Genomic DNA, 15,236 nt, shown 5'->3' on the forward strand with positions numbered 1-15,236 from the left:
GCGGGCGCGGAGCGATTCGGAGCCGATCGCGGGAGTTGCATGACCTCGGGATGGGATCACGATGCTGTGCGAAAACGAGCGGCCGAAGACCGCTCAGTCAGCGTTTGAAGACCGACGGCCTCCCCTGTTTTCCCAGTCTGCCCATTTTGGGTGCGTGGCCATCGATCCATGTTTTCCCAGTCTTTGGGTGCGTGGCCATCGATCCATGTTTTCCCAGTCTGCCCATTTTGGGTGCGTGGCCATCGATCCATCGCGTGGCCATCGATCCATCGTGGCCATCGATCCATCGATCCCGTGGCCATCGATCCATCGTGGCCATCGATCCATCGATCCCGTGGCCATCGATCCACGTGGCCATCGATCCATGGCCATCGATCCATGCGGCCGGCGCCTGGCTCGGCAGGAGCCTCGCCCTCCCGGGCTGGGAGCGGCTATTCTCCGGAAGGGAGGGCGAGGCTCCTGCCGAGCCAGGCGCCGGCTGGCGATCGCGCCGGGGCCTGGTTCCCGACCGCATCGCGGGCCACGTCAGGCGCAACAGAAACCGTCACGTCCAGGTCCCGACTGTGGGGCAGTCCATACTCAACTTTCATCGCGCCACCCCCACCCGCCTCCGCCCCTTGAGCTGATTCGGGGCATCGAAGGCCAGGCACTCAAGGCAAGTCATCTCGAGGATCCGTAGGTGGGGCGCATTCGACGGCCTCCCCAAATCCTCAATTCTGGGTGCGCGACCACTCGCATCCGATCCAGCGAACTCTCCACTCAGTCGGCCTTGCGGCGCGGCAGCATGTCGGCAACGGCGATTTTCCCGACAGGGTCCCCGTCGAGTATCAGCTCCGCCACGTCGGACTCGGCGAGGACTTCGGGCGCCGAGCCGCGGCGGAACACCTCGAGCTGGCGGTCTTGGACGTTGATGATCCAGTACTCGGGATAGCCCTCGGCCAGGAAGACCGCCGCCCGGCGGCGATCCTCGATAAATGAGCTGTCACCGACTTCCACGACCAGGGCGACGTCGGCGGGGCCCGGGTCGCGGACCTCGTAATCATCGACGGCACCCCGCGTCACGGACAGGTCCGGCTCCGGCAACCCCGCGGACGCCGGCATCCGGACCGGCGCCTCGGGGGCCACATGCCATCCCGCGGGCAGGATTCGCTCGAGTGCCCGGCGTGTGTGATAGGATGACGCGCAGTGCCTTCGTCCCTTGGTTATCTTTCGGACGATCCTTCCCTCGAACAGCTCGATCGGCGCGTCTTCCTCGATCGCCCCCGAATCGATCCACCCCTCGTACTCTGCCAGGCTGATCCGGCCCGGCGGGGCCGCGGTGAGGGGCGAGGAGGAAGGGATGGGCTGGCCGGTCGTCGTCGTGGACATCAGGCACCGCCTCTCATCGAGGGACGAGGACGAGAGGAGGAGGCCGGAGACTCCTCGACCAGGCCGCGGATGATGGCCGCGCTGAGCGGGTCCAGCTTCAAGGGCCGGAACCGCAGGGGGCGATGCCATTCCGGCGTCCGCCCTCGTCGTACCGCCTTTCCTGCGGTCCATGTGGCCGTCACGGGCTTACCCTCCGCCGAACGCTCGCGGGAGGTCACGGGCTCTCCACGCGTCACGGTGTCCACGCGGATGATACCACGGCATGCTCACGCTCGACACGAAGACCCTCGCGGGACAGGACCCAGCAGGGCCGTCTTTGCGGCGTCAAGGACCAAGGAAGTATCCCGAGTGGTGAGCGGAATCTTACGCCTTGACGTCGGTGTAGTATGGACGCGATCCGGGGTGGATTCATGCATGCTGTGGTCTCTTCCGGCCCGGCCTGCGATCGGGGTTCACTCCTCCTGTACAATCTGATGACTCGACGGCCGACGCCAGGTGGGGAATCAGCCCCGACCCGGGCCGTTCGAGGAGCCGACAGAGAGGCCGGGGAGATGACGGACGAGCTTTCGAAGATCGAGGAGGCGATCTCCGCCCTGAAGGAAGGGCGGGTGATCATCGTCGTGGATGACGCGGACCGCGAGAACGAGGGGGATTTCGTCGTGGCCGCGGAGAAGGTCACGCCGGAGATCATCGCGTTCATGATCGCGGAGGGGCGCGGGCAGGTCTGCATGCCGATCCTGCCGGAGGTGGCGGAACGGCTCCGGCTGCCGATGATGGTGGATCACAACACGGCCCTGCACAAGACGTCGTACACCGTGCCCGTCGATCACGTCAGCAGCGGCACCGGCATCAGCGCGGAGGCACGCGCGATCACGGTCCGGGCGATCGTCGACCCGGCCACGAAGCCCGGCGACCTCTCGCGGCCCGGTCACATGTTCCCGCTGGTGGCCAAGGAAGGGGGCGTGCTCCGTCGCGCGGGGCACACCGAGGCGGCCGTCGACCTCGCCCGGCTGGCGGGCCTGACGCCCGCGGCCGTCATCTGCGAGATCACCGACGGCATCCGGATGGCGGGCCGGGAGAAGCTCCGGGAGATCGCCCGGGCGCACGACCTGCCGATCGTCTCGATCGAGTCTCTGATCAAGTACCGTCGGCTCCGCGAGAAGCTCGTCACCCGGGCCACCGAGGCGGACCTGCCCACCCGCTACGGCCCCGGCCGGATCATCGCCTACACGGTCCAGCACGAGCCCGGCAACGAGCCGGTCGCCATCGTCATGGGCGATCTCGCCTCGGCCGAGGCCCCCCTGGTCCGGCTGCATTCCTCGTGCTTCACCGGCGACCTGCTCGACTCGCTCCGCTGCGATTGCGGCGACCAGCTCCACATGGCGCTCGCCATGATCGCCGACGAGGGGGCCGGCGCGCTCATCTACCTGCCTCAGGAGGGGCGCGGCATCGGCCTGATCGAGAAGATCCGGGCCTACAACCTCCAGGACGGCGGCATGGACACCGTCCAGGCGAACCTCGCCCTGGGCCACCGGGCGGACCTCCGCGACTATGGCATCGGCCTCCAGATCCTCAAGGACCTGGGCCTGACGAAGGTCCGCCTGCTGACGAATAATCCGAAGAAGACCGACGCTTTCGTGTATTATGGTTACGACCTGACCGTCGTCGATCAGGTCCCCATCATCGCGCCGGTCGTCGCCGAGCGTCAGAAGTACCTCGATGCCAAGCGCGACAAGATGGGCCATCTCCTCCCGCCGCGTCCCTGCTGCGGCGAGGGGGCCGCGTCCTGCTCGTCATCCGCCGAGGCACCGAATGGCTCGATCCAGGGCTTGCGGGCGGACTGAGCCGGGCCGCGACGTCCGCGACCGCTCATGACCACTCGTCACCCTGTTCCTCCAAGGTCCTCCCATGCAACTGATCTGGTTCATCCTCATCGGCATCGCCGCCGGCTGGCTCGCCGGGCAGATCATGAAGACCGACAACAAGGGGGTCGTCGGCGACCTCATCATCGGGGTGGTCGGCGCGATCCTCGGCGGGTTCCTGATCGGCCTCCTCGGGTTCTCGGCCAGCGGGTTGCTCGGCAGCCTGATCACGGCGACGCTCGGGGCGGTCGTGCTGATTGCAGGGCTTCGGCAGCTCAAGAAGCGGCGGTGATTCGCCGCCACGATGTCGAAACGTGGTCCCCCCGCTCGACCAGGTGCGGCGCAACCCGGCGGATCGGCCGCCGGGAGCCCACGGCGGACGGATGCAGAGCCATGGGGGACCTCGGATGACCGGAACGACGATCACGCCCTATCTGTTCTTCGGCGGCCGTTGCGACGAGGCCATTGCGTTCTACGGCAAGGCTCTTGGCGCCACGGTCGAGTTCCTCATGCGATTCGAGGAAAGTCCGGACCCGACCCCGGAAGGGATGCTGCAGGCGGGCTTCGAGAAGAAAGTCATGCACGCGACCGTCGTGGTGAAGGGCGTACGGCTGATGATGGCCGACGGCTGCAACGACGGAGCCAACTCCGATGGGTTCCACCTGGCGCTCTCCGTCCCGACCGAGGCGGAGGCCCGCGAGGCGTTCGATGGCCTGACCGACGGCGGCCGCGTGCTCATGGCGCTGACGAAGACCTTCTGGTCGCCCTGCTTCGGGATGCTCAAGGACCAATTCGGGATCGAGTGGATGGTCATGGTCCCCGGCGAGTCGAGCTGACGAGCCCGGGCCGTCGATCCGCCCGCCGGGCCGTCGATCCGAGGTGCCCCGAGGTCCGGGCCAGCCCATATCCGCCTCGCTCGACGAGCAACCCGCTCCGCGTCTACAATGATCGTGCCGCCGGCCGCTCCGGCGCGCACGGTCGGGCGAGCAGTCGGCTCAGGGCCCGGTCGCGGGTCCTCAGCTCTTGCTGGAAGGTTGCGCTCATGTCGCTCTCGCCCCATAACCCGGTCGCCAGCCGCAAGGGCCTGGTCGCGATCACCGGCACCCTGGCCCTCGCGGCCGGCCTCGTCTTCCCGCAAGATTCGCTCCGGGCCCAGCCCCCCGGCGTCGAGCCGAAGGCGAAGGCGGCGGCGGGCCAGAAACCGGCCGATCCCAAAGCGAAGGCCCTCCTCGAAGAGGTGGGCAGGGCCTACAAGGCGCTGGGCTCGTATGCGGACGAGGGGCAGTTCACGGTCTCCATGACCATCGGCGAGAAGGTCAACAAGCAGACGCTCCCGCTCAAGCTGGCCTTCGTCCGCCCCAACAAGCTGGACCTGGACGCCGGGCCCGTGCACCTGGTCAGCGACGGCAAGACCATGACCACGGCCGTCGTTCCGCTCAAGAAGTACACGACGGTCGATGCCCCGGAGGCGATCAATTTCGAGACGTTTCGCCAGGGGCCGACCGGGGCCATCCTCTTCGGCGGCATCACCGGCGCGCCGATGTTCGTGCTGCTCAACATGCTGACCTCGGCCGATCCGGTCGCGTCCCTCGACCAGCTCGGCGGGTCGCTCCAGCTCGCGCCGGCGAATCCGAAGTCGCCGGGGCCCGTCGTCGTCATCGATCAGCAGGAGGGCCCGGACCTGAAGCTGGTCATCGACCCCGCCACGAAGCTGCTCACGCGGATTGACTTCGACGTCGATCCGAGTGCCCTGGCGAAGAGCGCCCCGGCGGGCCAGAAGGTCACGATCGAGCAATTCGGCTGGATCGCCGGCAAGGTGAAGGCCGACGCGAAGGACCTCAAGTTCGCCCTCGATATCCCCAAGGACTACTCGAAGGTCAAGGACCTGATGGAGCGGCAGGGGGGCGAGGAGGAGCCGAAGTTCGCCGCGAGTGCGAAGATCGGTAGCCCCGCGCCGGACTTCACGCTCACCGTGCTCGATGGCGCCGGCAAGACGAAGACCGTGACCAAGGCCGAGCTCGCGGGCAAGGTGGTGGTGATCGATTTCTGGGCCACCTGGTGCCCCCCCTGCATGGCCGAGCTGCCGGAGATCCAGAAGCTGATCGAGGCCCTCGCCAAGGAGAAGAAGAACGTCGCCGTCGTCGCGCTCAGCGCGGACTCGGAGCCGTCCGAGCTGAGCGAGGTCCGGAAGCTCGTCGAGAAGACCCTGGCCGAGAAGAAGATCGACCTCACCGGCACTCCGGTCGGCCAGATCGCCCTCGATCCCAGCGGGACGATCGCCAAGGCGTTCGAGGTCGAGGCCTTCCCCACGCTCGCGGTCCTGGACGAGAAGGGGATCGTTCAATCCGTCCACGTCGGCTTCGCCCCGGACATCCGCCAAAAGCTGACCGAGGAGATCGAATCCCTCCTCGCCGGCAAGCCGCTCGCCCCGAAAAAGGGCAAGTAAATAGGGGCGAGGGGTGAGGGGCGAGGAGGAAGGGACGGGGAGACTGAGATCGGTTGACAGGGCTTGGGACGGGAGTGGGGCGATCGATGGAACCGGCCAGGCTTCGTCGTTCCCCCCCGTCCTCCTCGCCCCTCGCCCCTCGCCCCTCGCCCCTCGTCCCTATTCCGAGGGCCGCGGCAGGGTCGGGATGTCGAAGTCGGAGGTGAAGACCAGCATCGTGGCGCCTCCCTTTGACGGCCGCACCGTGCCGGAGAGGAGTCGCATGGCGAGCGGGTCGCCGTGGGGGGAGTTCAGGTTGTAGATCTCGCTGGCGGACCAGTCGTAATCGATGATCCGGATCGTGATCGGGTCGCCCAGCTTCCAGACGATCGGCCGCGGGAAGGTGTAATCCCAGATCGGTCGGTGCGAGTCGCGGATCACCGAGGAGGGACCGTAGGTCACGCCGCCCACGTCCAGGACGACGCCCAGGTCGGGCGCCCCGCCCGAGAAATACTTGCCCACGGTCGGCTCGACCTCGCCGCGGCGGAGCGTGACCCGATACTCGCCGGGGATCGAGATTTTGTCCCACCACTCCAGGTAGGACTTCGCGTCCGCGACGTACTGGCCGTCGGGGTGATCGCGGACGTAATCCCGGAGCCGGCGGGCGATCTCGGCGACGTCGTCGGGGTGGGCCGCGGCGTGGTCATAAGCCTGGCGGTAGGCGTGGCCGTCCCACTCGCGGAGGATCCGGTCCCGGGCCTCCATCGCCTCGCCCAGGTAGAGGCCGCCGGCCTGGTGGGATTTCAGGTAGTCCTGGAACCGCTCGATGCGCGTCGCGAAGTTCGTCGGGTAGCGGCGGGAGTAGTCCCGGGCGCGCTCGATGTCGCGCTCGTCGAGCTTCTTGACGTAGCCGTCGAGCTTCGCTTGAACTTCGCCCTGATAGCTGCTGTCGGGGTGGTCCGCCAGGAACTGGCGGGCCTTCTCGATCAGGTCCGGGAATGAGGCGTTGGGGAGCGATTCGGAGCGGGCCAGGTCGTCCACCAGCCGCCGCTCGACGGCCGTCCGCCGCGCGGCCACCTGGTCCTTGAGCGTCTTCGCCAGCTCCATGACCTCGGCGCGGTGCGCGGTGTCGGGGAACTCGCGGAGGAAGGCGTCGAGCTCGGCGAGCGGACCCTCGGGCTCGTCGATGGCCGCGAGCGAGAGGGCCCCGGCACGGACGTCCTTCCAGCGGACCTCGTGCCTGGACTGCTCGCGCGCCTCCTCGACCTTGCGGATCGCAGGCGCGAGCTGCGGCGCCTGCTCCTTGATCCCCTCGAGGTGCCGCTCCAGGTCGGCCGGCGCGGTGCCGACGGCCACCTGGGTGTCGGCCGCCTTGACGGCCCATTCCGCCTTCCGCAGCTCCGCCTGGCGGGCCAGCGCGGGGAAGAAGAACGGCAAGGACGGATGGGCCGCCACGAGCTCGGTCCAGCGGCGGGCGATCGACGGCGGGGAGTTCCCGGCCTGGCGCTCGAACGCCTCGGCGCGGCGATAGCCCCAGAAGTCATAGCCGGCCGCGACCAGGACGATCCCCGCGACGATGGCGGCGATTCGGAGGAGTCGGCCCCGGCCGCGGCGCTTCGAGAGACCCTTGAGCCGGCCGCGGAACTCGTACGATCGGTTCGACCGCGGATATCGCCGCTCATAGGCCGCGACGCAGCGCTCGAGCCGAGGCACGTCCTTCGGGGCGATCTCCCAGAGCCATTCCATCTGGGCGCGGTCGCGTTCCTCGATGCGTTCGGCCAGCCAGGCGAGCGGCCCTTCCAGGCCCATCGGCCGGAGCAGCGCTGGGGGCCGGTTCCCCGTCGAGCCCGGCCCGTAGGCACTCACGGCGAAGATCGCGCTGTCCGGTGCGTGCTGCCGGAGCGCGTGGCGGGTCATCCCGTACCGCTCGTCGACGATCCGCTCGACGAACGGGCCGGCGAGGGCAGGGGCCTCGTCCGTGTCGCGGCCGTCGACCTCCTCGGCGATCACGCGGTCGAACTTGGTCAGGAGCAGGGCCACCGGCCGATCGGTGCTGAGGTCCTCCGAGCGCTCGATGTAGCGCTCCAGGAGGTTCTCCACCTCCTGCTGGCGTCGCCTTCGTTCCGCCGGGCTGGCGGAGCCCTCGGGATCGAGGCAGAAGAGCACGGCGTCGCAGCCCGCGAAGAACTCCTGGATCGGCTCGTCGGAGCCGAGGGTGACGTGCTCGCCCTGGTAGTCCTTGACGACGATGTCGAATCGGGCCGGCCCGTGATAGAGCCTCAGGTGCAGCTCGGTCTCGGCGAGCGTCCCGGCCATCGGCTGCCCGGACTCGATCTGGGCGATCTTCTCCGCGAGGTACTCCGCGCTCTGGGCGTCCGCCGCCGCCAGCCGGACGCCCGGCACATTCCCGCCGGCCGCCTCGCGATAGAGCATCGCCAGCAGCGTGGTCTTGCCCACGTTGCGGTGCCCGAAGAGCGCGATCTTCTTCGGTCCCGTCAGGCGGGCCTCAAGGGCATCCAGGCGTGTCTTCTCCGGCTCCGTCATCGTCCGACCGGCCCCAGGGGGCTATACGGAAGTCCCTTCCCGTTACGATATGTCTCGCCGATTGGTGCGTCGACCTGGATGTGAGGTCGCGCCGACCGTCGAGTTCGGCGCGGCGCATCGTTCAAGGATTCGGCAGTGTGGCAATCGCGTCGAGAGCATTTCTTGCTGTTAGGAAGTTCTTTTGACACCCGCTTTCTCGAGATCGCAACCCGCGGCCATGCCCATCAAGACGTTGATTTCAGAAGAGACAAGGCATTCGCAATTGAGTACGGCTCAGGTGGTGCGAATCCCCGCGAGGCTCTTGAAGAGACGATTCACGATGCCGAATCCGATCGTAAACGGCCGCAGGATGATCCGCACCGGGATACCCACCAGGACGAACAGCGCGGCGATGGCGATGACGCTGGCGAGGGCCATGCCGGCATAGCGGAAGGCCGGCTGGTTCAGGCCGCGGGCGGCGAGGGCCGCGCCGATGGAGGACTCGAGACCCGAGGCGGCGCCGGAGCCGACGGCGGTGGCCAGGCTGATGCCGGCGCGGGCGAACTCGTGGGCGGCGTACTCGGTGGCCTTGCCGGCATAATCGACGAACTTGTCGGGATCGGCGAGGAACGCGGCCAGGACGCCCGCGGCGAGCAGCTTCTTCTTGTGAGGGAGGACCTGGCTCGTGAAGAACTCCCAGCCGCCGCGGCCGGTCTTGCGGAGGACGTTCAGGCTCTCCGGGCCCTCCTTGGCGATCACCTCGGCCACGTCGTCGCCGAAGACCCGGACGGCCGTCAACCCCTCGGGACCGAGCTGGCGGGCCATGGCCTCCGCCTCCTGCGGATAGCGGCGGGCCAGCCGCTGGGCGGCCTCGCCCATCTCCACCACGAGCCGCTTCTCCGCCGGCTTGAGGCCCCGGAAGGAGCGAGCCGCCTCGGCGTCATGACTGAGCAGGCGGGCGAACCGGCCCTCGAGAAGGGCCTCGGACGGCTGCTCGAGCTTTCGGCCGGCCCGCGCCAGGTCGTCGGATCGCTTGACGAGCTGCTCCAGTCCCTCCTCGGCGTCGTGGCGAACGAAGAGCCGGCCGGCGCCACGGGCCTCGGCCCGCGCCGCCTCGCCGCCGCGGAGGACGGCCTTGCCGCCGGCCTTCGTCTCGGCGATGACCTCGCGGACGACGTCGTCGAGCCAGGAGAGCTTCCCGGCCCGGACGACCCCGCCGGGAATCAGGCACGTCGCGGCCGCACCGGCGACGATCAGGGCGAGGAGCCGGCCGCGGAGGATCGTGTTCGAGGATCGCATGCCCTTCGCCTCACTTTCGTATGTCGGAACGGCGCACTCGACGATGAGTACGCTCGTCGAGGCCGGGGAGTTCGGGGGAGGTATGGCTTCCGCGGTCAGCCGCCGCGCGGGCGTCGGGAGGAGAGGTGCTCCTCCATCTTCTGGATTCCGACCACGCCCACGGAGGCCTGCAAGACCTGGGCACCCAGATACTTCAGCCCCTTCTCGGGCGGGATCCGGAAGGCGACGGCCGCGCCGTCGCGGAGGAGCTGCACCGGTTTCCATGCGCTGAGGCGGAGCCCGGCCTTGGCACAGAGGGGGCGGCCAAGGTTCGCCACCTGCTCCAGGCTCAGCTTCGGTAGCGCGTCGGGGAGGCGTTCGAGGATTCGATAGAATCCGCCGGCCGACCGCACGGCCCACCACCGGCCGAGCTTCCGCGAGGCCCCGGCGGCGCCCGCGGAGGCGGCCTTGCCCGCGGCGGCCGTGCCGGCCTCGGCGAGGTCGCGGCCGATCGACCGAGACCCCTCGCGGACGGCGGCCTTGACCTCGGATCGGGCGAGCTCCGCGGCGGCGGCACCCTCCGGCTGGACAGCCGCCAGGCTGAGGACGTCGGCCACCACGAAGCAGCCGTCGATGAGGGCCCAGGTCATCTCGCCGGACGTCGGCGAGTAGCCCCGGGCCAGGACGTTCGCCAGATGGCTCACGTCGTAGAGGGGGAGGAACTGGTAGAAGCCCACCTGGCTGCTCGCCAGGCTCTCCACGCGTTCGATCCCATCCTTCTTGATGGTGCCGATCACAGCCTGCCCGTTGTCGCCCGTGGCCAGCAGGGCGAGCTTGGCCAGGGACTCGCCGAGAGTCCGCTTCTCCTTCCCCTGGAGATAGGCGAGGGCTTCCGGGCCGGTGTCGGCCGCGGCGATCGGCGGGATCACGGCGGGCCCGTGGGCCCGGAGGATCTCCTGGAAGCCCGGGTCGGTCGCGTACTTGTCCAGGATGACGAGCGCCATCGGGCCGTGCTCGCCCAGGGCCGCGACGGCCCGGTTTCGCAGGACCCCGGGGGCGAAATCGTCGAAGACCACGTCGGCCGCGTCGGGGCCGGCCTTCTCCACCGCCTTCTCGCCCGACGCCCCGAACTCGACGACCAGGCGGAGGCCGTTGGGGCTGCCCCCGACCGCCTCGACCAGGCCGCGAGAGGCGACGTGGCCGAGGTGGCCGGCGATCGTCTCGGGCCGGTGGGTCCGCAAGAGTTCGTCGACGTAGTCCGAATTCACCTGGAGCAGGATCAGGGCCTGGTCCAGGGGCAGGGCACCGCCCATGGCCTCCAGGACCGGGCCGTAGAGGCCCACCATGGCGAACCCCTCGAGCCCGTGGCGGCGGAACGCGTCGAGCGCCAGGGTCCGGTGATTCTCGACCGTCCGGATCGCGGCACGGAGGTCGGAGGCCCCGCTCTCCAGGCTGATCAGGCTCAGCAGGGTGAGGGATTCGGCGAGCTCCTTCTCGTCGTCGCCGATGCTCCCGAACAGCTCGGTCAGTCCCTCGGGATCCGCAAGGATGAGGGGCAAGGCGCTGGGATAACGGGCGGCCAGTCGTCGGTGGGACGGCGAAAGGCCGGCCAGCTCGGCGATCAGGATCCCCCGATCCGTGTCATCCGCCCTTTTCAGGCCGAAATACTCCCGCCAGTGGAGCAGCAGGTCGGCCGCCGAGGCGTCGTCGAGCATGTCCCGGAGGCGGCGAAACTCGGCGGGATGCTTCTCGTAGAGGTAGACCGCCTCGAGATCGAGCCGGTCCAGCAGCCGGAGTCCGCGCAGGCCGTCGCTCTGGTCGATCGCGACCGCCGTCTGCCGGAATCGGTCCGCGACCCGGGCCACCAACCGACGATCCTCCGCCGACCCGCCCCGGTGGCGCGTGAGCAGGGTCGCCTGGACGTCCGGGACGGTCGAGGATGGGGATTGACCCTGGGCGGACTCGGGCCCCGGCATCGCGTCGACCGGCGCGATCGGCCGCGGTTTGAGCGCAAGCTTGCTCAGCACGCCCAGGGCGGCAAGCAGCACGACCAGGGCGAATGTACGCTTCATCCGACCCCCAGACTTCCGACCGCGGATGCGACCCGACCGAACGGCCGAACCAGACACGTCCGAATTATACTCGCATTCGCGGCCCCGATCTTACCCGGATCCCCAGATCTGACCACTTATGTTGTTGTGAAGATTAGGCTTGGAGGAGTTAGCCGGGTTTCAGCGCCGGTCCGGCTGCGGTTATGATACCCGCCCATGCGGTTCCCAGGGAGGCCGCGTCGGCACGCATGCATGAAGGAGTCTCCTCGATCCATGACCGATTCATTCCTCGAGCCGCTCGGGCAGGTTCGCACCAAGATCGTGGCCACCCTCGGCCCGGCCTCGCGTAGCCCGGAGATGATCCGCAAGTTGATCAATGCTGGCGTGGATGTTTTTCGGCTTAATTTCTCGCACGGGACGCACGACGATCACACCGAGTCGCTGACGAACATCCGGCGGATTTCCGATGAGATGCAGCGGCAGGTCTGCGTGCTTCAGGATCTGTGCGGGCCCAAGATCCGGCTCGGCGACCTGCCGGGGGGGGCGGTCGAGTGCGACTTCGGCGCCGAGTTCCGCCTGTCGAGCGAGCAAAAGGGGGCGGACGATCCTCACGAGCTGAGCTGCACCTACAAGGATCTGCCGGACGACCTGGAGGTCGGCCAGGCGGTCCTGTTCGCCGACGGCACGGTGGGGATGGAGGTGACGGCGAAGGGGGAGGGGTGGGCGCAGCTCAAGGTGACCCTGCCCGGCCGGATCCGGTCGCACCAGGGGATCAACGTGCCGAGCGCGGCCCTGAGCGTGGAGGCGCTCACCGAGAAGGACCTGGCGGACCTCGACTGGACGGCCACGCACTCGGTGGGTTACGTCGGCCTCTCGTTCGTCCGCCGTCCGGAGGACGTGACGCGACTCCGCCATGAGCTGGAGAAGCGCGGCTGCCGGGCCCGGATCGTCGCCAAGATCGAGAAGCCGCAGGCGGTGGCCAACCTGGAGGCCATCGTCGACGTGACCGACGCCGTGATGGTGGCCCGCGGGGACCTCGGGGTCGAGATCGACGTCGAGAAGGTGCCGACGGTGCAGAAGCAGATCATCGACGCCTGTCGCAAGGCGCGGGTGCCGGTGATCACGGCGACCCAGATGCTCAACAGCATGGAGACCTCGAGCCGGCCCACCCGGGCCGAGGCCTCGGACGTCTTCAACGCCGTGCTCGACGGCACCGACGCGGTGATGCTCTCCGGCGAGACGGCCATCGGCGAATACCCGGTCGCGGCGGTCTCCACCATGAGCAAGATCTGCCGCGAGGCGGAGCACCTGATCTTCTCCGGCAACCCCGGGGGCATCCCCTTCACCTGCTGCGCGGTGAGGGGGGGGAAGAAGGACGGCGAGACCGGGGCCGTCGCCCGGGTCAGCCAGGTGCTCCCGGTCACCGACGCGATCGTGGACGCCGCCAGCACGGTCAGCCGTCGGCTCAAGGCCGCCCTGATGGTCGTGGCCACCCATTCCGGCCGGACCGCGCTCGCCGTGTCCAAGCATCGCAACGCCTCCCCGACGCTGGCGCTGACCGACGACGTCGAGGTCGCGCGGGCGATGTCCCTCTACTGGGGCGTCACCCCGCTCCACATCCCGGAGCTCTTCCAGACCGGTCAGGTCCTCGCCTTCGCCGACGAGTGGTGCCGCACCCACGACCTGATCAATTCGGGAGACCACCTCGTGATCGTCCGCGGCGTGATCCCCAACAACCCCAACCACAACGCCCTCCTCGTCCACGAGGTGGAGTGACCGAGAAGTCCTGAAACCCCATCCGGAGCCGACCTGCCATGCGAGCCAACCTCTCCCGCCTCGCGCCTGTCGTCGCCTTCCCGGTCCTGCTGACGCTCGCCGCCTGGGCCCGTGCGGACTCGCCCACGGCGAGGAAAGGGGAAACCAACCGAGTGGTCGAGATCGCCCTCGACGCCGGCCATCCGATCGCCGATCCGTTCCGGAGCGTCGAGGTGGACGCCACCTTCACCACGCCGTCGGGGAAGTCGATCAGGATTCCGGGCTTCTGGGCCGGCGGCAATGCCTGGAAGATCCGCTATGCGTCGCCCGAGGTCGGGGTGCACCGGTTCGTCACGTCGTGCAACAAGACCGGAGAGGTCGGCCTGCACGAGGTGAAAGGCGAGGTTGAGATCGTCCCGGGTGCCGGGACGAACTCGCTCTATCGCCACGGGCCGCTCCGCGTGGCCGCGGACCGCCGGCACCTCGAGCAGGCCGACGGCACGCCGTTCCTCTGGCTGGGCGATACCTGGTGGATGGGGCTCTGCGATCGACTCCGTTTCCCGGACGAGTTCCGGACCCTGGCGGCGGACCGTCACGCGAAGGGATTCAACGTCGTCCAGATCGTCGCGGGCCTCTACCCTGACATGCCCGCCTTCGATCCGCGAGGCAGGAACGAGGCCGGGTTCCCCTGGGCCGAGAAATACACGACCATCCGGCCCGAGTACTTCGACCGCGCCGACGCTCGCCTCAACGAGCTCGTCGATCACGAGCTCCTCCCGTGCGTCGTCATGGCCTGGGGCTATCATCTCCCCTGGACCGGCATCGACGCGATGAAGCGGCACGTCCGCTACGTGATCGCTCGCTACGGCGCCCTCCCCGTGGTCTGGTGCATGGCCGGCGAGGTGAACCTGCCGTACTACCTCGAGCCGGGGTTCCCGAAAGGGGGCGAGAAGCAGACGAAGGACTGGGAAGAGGTGATCCGCTATGCCCGGTCGATCAACGGGCTCGGCCGCCTGATGACCGTCCACCCGACCGGGATCGAGCCGCTGAGCGGCCGGCTCCTCTATCCCGACCAGGGGTTGTTCGACTTCGACATGCTCCAGACCGGCCACGGCCAGCGCGAAGTCCTCGCGCCCACGATCCACGCCCTGCGGGCGTCGCTCGAGGCGAGGCCGATCATGCCGGTGGTCAACGGCGAGGTCGCCTATGAGGCGTTGCTGGGGACGATCCCGGCGGAGATCCCCCGCATGATGTTCTGGAGCTGCGTCCTCTCCGGCGCCGCCGGCCACACCTATGGCGCCAACGGCATCTGGCAGCTCAACCGCCGCGACCAGCCCTACGGCAAGTCCCCCCACGGGGGCAACTACGGCCTTATCCCCTGGGACGAGGCCATGAATCTCCCCGGCTCGAAGCAGATCGGCCAGGGGAAACAGTTCCTCGAGCGCTATCCCTGGCCCCGGTTCGAGCCCCATCCCGAATGGGCAACCTGGGCCGGCTCCGAAAATCACCTCCCGGCCGAGGAGCCGTACACGGCCGGCATCCCCGGCGACGTCCGGATCACCTACGTCCCGCTCGCTCGCGCCGTCCGCCTGACTCACCTGGCGCCGGGCGGACGCTTCACGCGGAGCGTCTTCGATCCCGTGCAGGGGACGACCATCGATGGCCCACCCGTCCAGGCCGATGCGGCGGGGGCGGCGCAGGTCGAGCCGCCGGCGGGGACGAAGGGCGACTGGGTTCTGGTGGTGAAGCCGGAGGCGGCGACGCCACGGTGATTCGACCCCGGGGTCCGGGCCGCACCGGAGCCGGTCCTGGCCTCATGGCCCTCGACCGGGTCGCGTCGCCCGATCTCGAGTGCTCATCGGCGTTTCATCCCTCCCTCGGGGCGGCTGCGTGCAGGACGGGGGTGTATCCGTCGCGTTCGGCTGCGCCACCTGCATGTGGTTGAAACGTTCCGCTACGAGCAGTCTCAGCCGC

At 68.7% G+C, this 15,236-nt stretch carries 10 protein-coding genes; 6 read left to right on the forward strand and 4 right to left on the reverse strand.

The window, feature by feature from the left end:
- Positions 1-759: 759 nt before the first annotated feature.
- Positions 760-1,368: a Uma2 family endonuclease gene (locus G6O54_RS17020; RefSeq protein WP_165226859.1), complete on the reverse strand. Its 609-nt coding sequence runs from the start codon at positions 1,366-1,368 to the stop codon at positions 760-762.
- A gap of 551 nt (positions 1,369-1,919) precedes the next feature.
- Between G6O54_RS17020 and ribB the strand changes: the two genes are divergently transcribed.
- From ribB to G6O54_RS17040, 4 genes are all read left to right on the forward strand, one after another.
- Positions 1,920-3,212 (forward strand): 3,4-dihydroxy-2-butanone-4-phosphate synthase, encoded by a 1,293-nt coding sequence (gene ribB, locus G6O54_RS17025; RefSeq protein ID WP_165226860.1) that lies wholly within the window; start codon positions 1,920-1,922, stop codon positions 3,210-3,212.
- A gap of 64 nt (positions 3,213-3,276) precedes the next feature.
- Complete coding sequence (locus tag G6O54_RS17030; protein ID WP_165226861.1) at positions 3,277-3,522, forward strand: GlsB/YeaQ/YmgE family stress response membrane protein; 246 nt, start codon at positions 3,277-3,279, stop codon at positions 3,520-3,522.
- 115 nt (positions 3,523-3,637) lie between these two features.
- A complete protein-coding gene (locus G6O54_RS17035) occupies positions 3,638-4,066 on the forward strand; it encodes a VOC family protein (RefSeq protein ID WP_165226862.1) in 429 nt (142 codons plus the stop codon).
- A gap of 206 nt (positions 4,067-4,272) precedes the next feature.
- Positions 4,273-5,676 (forward strand): redoxin family protein, encoded by a 1,404-nt coding sequence (locus G6O54_RS17040; protein ID WP_165226863.1) that lies wholly within the window; start codon positions 4,273-4,275, stop codon positions 5,674-5,676.
- Positions 5,677-5,835: 159 nt separating this feature from the next.
- Here G6O54_RS17040 and G6O54_RS17045 read toward each other — a convergent pair whose 3' ends face one another.
- From G6O54_RS17045 to G6O54_RS17055, 3 genes are all read right to left on the reverse strand, one after another.
- Positions 5,836-8,199, reverse strand: coding sequence for a TRAFAC clade GTPase domain-containing protein (locus G6O54_RS17045; RefSeq protein ID WP_165226864.1), 2,364 nt, complete (start codon positions 8,197-8,199; stop codon positions 5,836-5,838).
- A gap of 273 nt (positions 8,200-8,472) precedes the next feature.
- The gene (locus G6O54_RS17050) at positions 8,473-9,477 is read right to left on the reverse strand and encodes a hypothetical protein (protein ID WP_165226865.1); all 1,005 of its coding nucleotides are present in this window, start codon (positions 9,475-9,477) and stop codon (positions 8,473-8,475) included.
- 95 nt (positions 9,478-9,572) lie between these two features.
- Complete coding sequence (locus G6O54_RS17055) at positions 9,573-11,528, reverse strand: hypothetical protein (protein WP_165226866.1); 1,956 nt, start codon at positions 11,526-11,528, stop codon at positions 9,573-9,575.
- 252 nt (positions 11,529-11,780) lie between these two features.
- Here G6O54_RS17055 and pyk point away from each other — a divergent pair, with 252 nt between their 5' ends.
- Positions 11,781-13,283, forward strand: a complete 1,503-nt coding sequence (gene pyk / locus G6O54_RS17060) for a pyruvate kinase (RefSeq protein ID WP_165226867.1) — start codon at positions 11,781-11,783, stop codon at positions 13,281-13,283.
- Between the two features lie 38 nt (positions 13,284-13,321).
- Entirely contained in the window at positions 13,322-15,034 is a 1,713-nt protein-coding gene (locus tag G6O54_RS17065; protein ID WP_165226868.1) for a glycoside hydrolase family 140 protein, read from the forward strand.
- The last annotated feature ends 202 nt before the right edge of the window (positions 15,035-15,236 follow it).

The sequence above is a fragment of the Aquisphaera insulae genome (assembly GCF_011064615.1).
GTDB lineage: Bacteria > Planctomycetota > Planctomycetia > Isosphaerales > Isosphaeraceae > Aquisphaera > Aquisphaera insulae.

What these genes read in the sequence shown, in the direction of transcription:
- G6O54_RS17020 (WP_165226859.1), bottom strand. Translation starts at nt 1,368, where the DNA reads ATGTCCACGACGACGACCGGCCAGCCCATCCCTTCCTCCTCGCCCCTC.
- ribB (WP_165226860.1), top strand. Translation starts at nt 1,920, where the DNA reads ATGACGGACGAGCTTTCGAAGATCGAGGAGGCGATCTCCGCCCTGAAG.
- G6O54_RS17030 (WP_165226861.1), top strand. Translation starts at nt 3,277, where the DNA reads ATGCAACTGATCTGGTTCATCCTCATCGGCATCGCCGCCGGCTGGCTC.
- G6O54_RS17035 (WP_165226862.1), top strand. Translation starts at nt 3,638, where the DNA reads ATGACCGGAACGACGATCACGCCCTATCTGTTCTTCGGCGGCCGTTGC.
- G6O54_RS17040 (WP_165226863.1), top strand. Translation starts at nt 4,273, where the DNA reads ATGTCGCTCTCGCCCCATAACCCGGTCGCCAGCCGCAAGGGCCTGGTC.
- G6O54_RS17045 (WP_165226864.1), bottom strand. Translation starts at nt 8,199, where the DNA reads ATGACGGAGCCGGAGAAGACACGCCTGGATGCCCTTGAGGCCCGCCTG.
- G6O54_RS17050 (WP_165226865.1), bottom strand. Translation starts at nt 9,477, where the DNA reads ATGCGATCCTCGAACACGATCCTCCGCGGCCGGCTCCTCGCCCTGATC.
- G6O54_RS17055 (WP_165226866.1), bottom strand. Translation starts at nt 11,528, where the DNA reads ATGAAGCGTACATTCGCCCTGGTCGTGCTGCTTGCCGCCCTGGGCGTG.
- pyk (WP_165226867.1), top strand. Translation starts at nt 11,781, where the DNA reads ATGACCGATTCATTCCTCGAGCCGCTCGGGCAGGTTCGCACCAAGATC.
- G6O54_RS17065 (WP_165226868.1), top strand. Translation starts at nt 13,322, where the DNA reads ATGCGAGCCAACCTCTCCCGCCTCGCGCCTGTCGTCGCCTTCCCGGTC.